We start from the raw sequence: 4,672 nt of genomic DNA, 5'->3' as shown, positions 1-4,672 counted from the left end.
GCTTACGAATGCATCGACGTAAAGCATCAACGCGAGCCAGTTGAGGTTCAACGCCAGCGCGAGCTCTGCGAACGGAGACGCAAACGTCAAGTGATGCCAGCCTTTTGCGGCGTCGGAGGGGTTGACGGCTCCGATAAAGGCAACCTGCAGCAGCACATAGATAACGAGTGCAATCACGATCGAACCGATCACGGCGAACGGTACGCTCCTCGACGGGTTACGCGCTTCGCCAGCGAGGTTGACTGGACTCTGGAAGCCATTGAAGCTGAAGACGATGCCACTCGTTGCCACGGCGGTGAAGACGGCGGACCATCCGTACGGAGCGAAGCCGCCGGCTGAGCTGACGTTCTCGGCATGAAAGCCTGAGGCGAACAAACCAATTACCGTCAGTGCGGGTACCAGGAACTTGAAGACGGTAATCACGGTGTTCGCACGCGCGAACACTTTCGCCCCCCAGTAGTTCAGCAAGAAATAGACGATGACGAGCAACGCCGAAAGGAAGACGCCCGTGGAGGACAGCGACCCGTTGACGAACAACGCATGCGCCCATTCATAAGGCCACGTGCTCATGTACTGGATCGACGCTTCAGCCTCGATCGGAATGACCGAGACGATCGCGATCCAGTTCGCCCATGCGCTGATGAAGCCGACTAGCGCGCCATGCGAGTAACGCGCATAGCGAACCATGCCACCCGACTCGGGAAACATGGCGCCGAGTTCCGCATAGGTCAGCGCAATCGCGAGAATGACGACGGCGCCGATGATCCACGCACAAATGGCGGCGGGACCGGCGATCGTCGCCGCCTTCCATGCCCCGAAGAGCCAGCCGGACCCGATGATCGACCCGAGCCCGGTCAGCATCAGGGCAAAGGGGCCGATACTCCGTTGAATAGCACTCCTCACGTTTTCTCCTTGGTGGTTGGGGGACGTTTTCCCGAACTGCAATGCGAAGGGCCGGCTCACACCTTTTGGGGTGCAACCGGCGCTTCGGTGCTGCGGCAAGACTCCGCCGCAACCCGTCGCCACCGCCCGCCGCGCGCGTATTCTAGCGGCTGCACCATCTCAAAAAAACACAGCATTGATCGGACCCCAAAAAGTGGCCGTTTAGGCCAATGGGGGCGTCAGAAAATTCTGCTTCGGCGTAGGGAATATCCCTGTCGATGGCCTATTCGAGTTGACCTTTGCCCGGTTTAGCCGTATAACGACACCGAGCAGGATTTCAAGCGGCGAGTGTGAATTGGTCTTTCGTGGTTCGCCCCTCGAGGTACTTCGGTTGTCCTAATACCCTTCCTTGATCTTCATGCCCCCGGGGTTACGCCCCAGTTTTTCAGTCTTTTTTAGGAATTTAGTAATATGGAAACCGGTACCGTCAAGTGGTTCAATGACGCGAAGGGCTTTGGCTTCATCACTCCCGACGGCGGTGGCGAGGATCTGTTCGCCCACTTCTCCGAGATTCGCGTCGAAGGGTTCAAGACCCTGCAAGAAAACCAAAAAGTGACGTTCGAAGTGAAGACTGGCCCGAAGGGCAAGCAAGCTGCCAACATTCGGCCGGTGTAATACTGCCCGTCTACCGGACACAAAACCCGCCTCCGCGGTAATGCCTTTCAGTTAAGGTTCGTTTGAAGTACCGAACGGCGTGATGTAGAGGTGAGGCTGACGACCCAGTCACGTGAGTGACCGGGTCGTTTTACATTGGGCAAATCAAACGCTCGCGAAGAGCCGCAGCCAGGCCGGCAACTTGCCGTCAGCTAGCGTGAGCCCCCTTCCCTCATGGGCGCAGCCTCGTCGCCGACTCAAAAAGCAAATCGTCGAGCACCTTGTTGATCGACCAATGGCGAACATTGCTCAGGCGAGCGTGAGCCATTCCAGCTATTCGGCATGTGCCGGATTCCTCCCGTTTCCCGCACCGCATCGCGCCGAAAAGCCAACAGTTCGACGCGCTCCTTGCAACGTCCCCTGCTTTGCATACAAAAATGGCGCCAACGCTGGGTCCCGAATTGCGTTGTCGACGCCACAACGAATCAACGAATCAAGAATCCCATTTTCTTTGCCGATAAGAGGACAGTGCCGCTAGCGCAATGTAACGGCACCGCCCGTAAGCACCTTATTGATAGGGATCTTTATGACGAGTCGACGGCTCGCACAGAAACTGCTCTTGCTTGGTTGCATGTCATTGTTGTTGGACGGCTTGGCGATGGCCCAGACGGTCCAGAAGGTCTACGCTGATCCGTCAACGACCAAACCGGCGCTCGCCCTCGCCGACCATGGTTATTTTTATGTCGGCGGGCATTATGCGACGCAAGGTCAGGACCAACGGATGGTCGGACAGATGTTCGTGCAATACGAGGTGCCGACGGTCCTCAAACATCCGTACCCGATCGTGATGTTTCACGGTACCGACCAAACTGGTACCAACTTCCTGGGGACACCTGACGGCCGCCGGGGCTGGGCTGACTATTTCGTCGGGCAGGGCTACAAGGTCTATGTGGTCGATCAAGCCGGGCGTGCGCGTTCCGGTGAAATTCCCGCCGCCTATGGCGACTACCGCCGCGCCTCCGCCCTCACCGCCGAGAAGCTTTACACGGCACCAGAGCAATTCAAACTCTGGCCGGAAGCCGCTCTACATACGCAGTGGCCCGATGGCCCAGGCATGATGGGCAACCCGACGTTCGACCAATTCATGGAGTCGCAAGTCGAATCGATGACCGACGTGCCGAAGACTGAGGAGATCAATGCGGCAGCCGCCGCAGCGCTGCTCGATCGAATCGGCCCGGCCATCTTGCTCACGCACTCGCAAGCCGGGACCATTGGATGGAAGATTGCCGACGAACGTCCGCACTTGGTCAAGGCCATCGTCGCCGTGGAGCCGAACGGGCCGCCTTTCTACGAGCCGACGTTCGTCGGTGGCAAAGACTGGTATCGCTACGGCACGAAGCCGGAACGCCCGTGGGGCATCACGCGTGTCCCCCTGACCTACGATCCTCCCGTCAGCGACCCGGCTCAGCTATCTCGCGTCGAACAGAAAGAGGCCGATGGCCCAGGGCTCATTCGATGCTGGCTACAAGCGGCACCTGCACACAAGCTGCCCAATCTTGCCGGAATCCCGATCGTGATCGTCACGAGCGAGGCGTCATTTCGCGCGACCTACGATCAATGCACGTCCGAATATCTGACGCAGGCCGGCGTACCAAACGAGCATTTGCGACTCGCCGATCTCGGCATTCATGGCAACGCCCATATGATGATGCTCGAGCGCAATAGCGATCAGATTGCCGGCGTCATCGCCAATTGGCTCGGTGGCAAGGTCGGCGGCTCCAACAACTGATATGCAATTTGGCCCGCCGGCCGGCGGGCCTGGCGAGCAGCTCAAAGTCGCAGCCCCAGCGAAATGCTGGGGAGAAACTGCGAGCAGCAGCCTTGCGCGATGCAACCCAAAATCTCGGCTGCGCAGGGAGCGCTCGCCAAGCATGCGTCATGGCGGATCAATCGAAGTAACTCGCATCGCAGCCCGGCGCGCGCTGATCTCAACGCGCTAAATACGAAGTTGCCGCCCAATTTAACTGAACGGCATTCCGCTTGGCGGAGTTCTCTTGCGCTCGTAAGCAGAGGAACAAAGAAGGCCGCCCGCTGAGAGTCGGGAACGTAGATTGCGGCCGACGCACTGTAGACGCTCATAGCCTGCAGCGCACCTCGCCCGGAGAAACGTTCGCGCATGAACCGGCAGTCCGAAACCCCGCTCGCGGCCCATCCGCCCGATGTCATCGAGACCGATCTGCCATCGCGTCTCGATCGTTTGCCTTGGGGGAGCTTTCATACGCTGATCGTCGTCGCACTCGGCATCACCTGGCTTCTTGATGGCCTGGAGGTCACGCTGGCGGGCGCCGTAGCGAGCGCACTGAAAGCGAGCCCCACGCTGCGCTTTTCGAACTCCGATGTGGGCATCGCCAGTAGCGCATACATCGCCGGTGCGGTGCTGGGTGCGCTCGGTTTTGGCTGGCTGACGGATCGTCTGGGCCGGCGCAAGCTCTTTTTCGTGACGCTTGGCGTGTACATCGTAGCCACGGCCGCGACGGCATGCTCGTGGAATCTCGCGAGTTTCGTCTTGTTTCGCTTTTTGACCGGCGCCGGCATCGGCGGCGAATATGCGGCGATCAACTCCACGATTCAGGAATTTACGCCAGCGCGCGTGCGCGGATGGACAGACATCGCCATCAACGGCACGTTCTGGATCGGAGCCGCGCTCGGCGCGGGAAGCTCGATCGTGCTGCTCGACCCAAGGTTCATGCCAATCGACCTTGGCTGGCGCGTCTCATTTTTCATCGGCGCGTCGCTGGCCCTCGCTATCGTATTCATGCGGATGTGGATCCCCGAGAGCCCGCGCTGGCTGATCACGCACAACCAGCCGGAGTTGGCCCGTGAAATCGTCGAGCAGATCGAAGCGCGCTCGCGTCGCGAAGGACGTGTGCCGCTTTCAGCAGAAACGTACACATTGCGGCTTGTAAAACGCAGCCATACCTCACTGCGCGAAGTGTTTACCGTGCTTTTTTCCATGCACCGGCGGCGCTCGCTCGTCGGCCTTGCACTGATGACAGCGCAAGCCTTTTTCTACAACGCGATCTTTTTCACCTATGCGCTCGTCCTGACCGACTTCTACCACGTGAGTGCCTCGCAC

At 59.3% G+C, this 4,672-nt stretch carries 4 protein-coding genes; 3 read left to right on the top strand and 1 reads right to left on the bottom strand.

Annotation, left to right across the window (positions count from 1 at the left end):
- The coding region (locus tag VL598_RS05595) for an APC family permease (protein ID WP_325325705.1) at nucleotides 1-903 on the bottom strand (903 nt) is incomplete at its 3' end.
- 450 nt (nucleotides 904-1,353) lie between these two features.
- Between VL598_RS05595 and VL598_RS05590 the strand changes: the two genes are divergently transcribed.
- From VL598_RS05590 to VL598_RS05580, 3 genes are all read left to right on the top strand, one after another.
- Nucleotides 1,354-1,557: a cold-shock protein gene (locus tag VL598_RS05590; protein ID WP_325325704.1), complete on the top strand. Its 204-nt coding sequence runs from the start codon at nucleotides 1,354-1,356 to the stop codon at nucleotides 1,555-1,557.
- A 565-nt stretch (nucleotides 1,558-2,122) separates the two neighbouring features.
- Nucleotides 2,123-3,325, top strand: coding sequence for an alpha/beta hydrolase (locus VL598_RS05585; RefSeq protein WP_325325703.1), 1,203 nt, complete (start codon nucleotides 2,123-2,125; stop codon nucleotides 3,323-3,325).
- A 387-nt stretch (nucleotides 3,326-3,712) separates the two neighbouring features.
- A partial coding sequence (locus VL598_RS05580) for an MFS transporter (RefSeq protein WP_325325702.1) occupies nucleotides 3,713-4,672 on the top strand: 960 nt, incomplete at its 3' end.

Source organism: Trinickia sp. (genome assembly GCF_035492435.1).
Classification (GTDB): Bacteria; Pseudomonadota; Gammaproteobacteria; order Burkholderiales; family Burkholderiaceae; genus Trinickia.
Note: the sequence above shows the minus strand (reverse complement) of the source record. Positions and strands in the feature narration are given on the sequence as shown.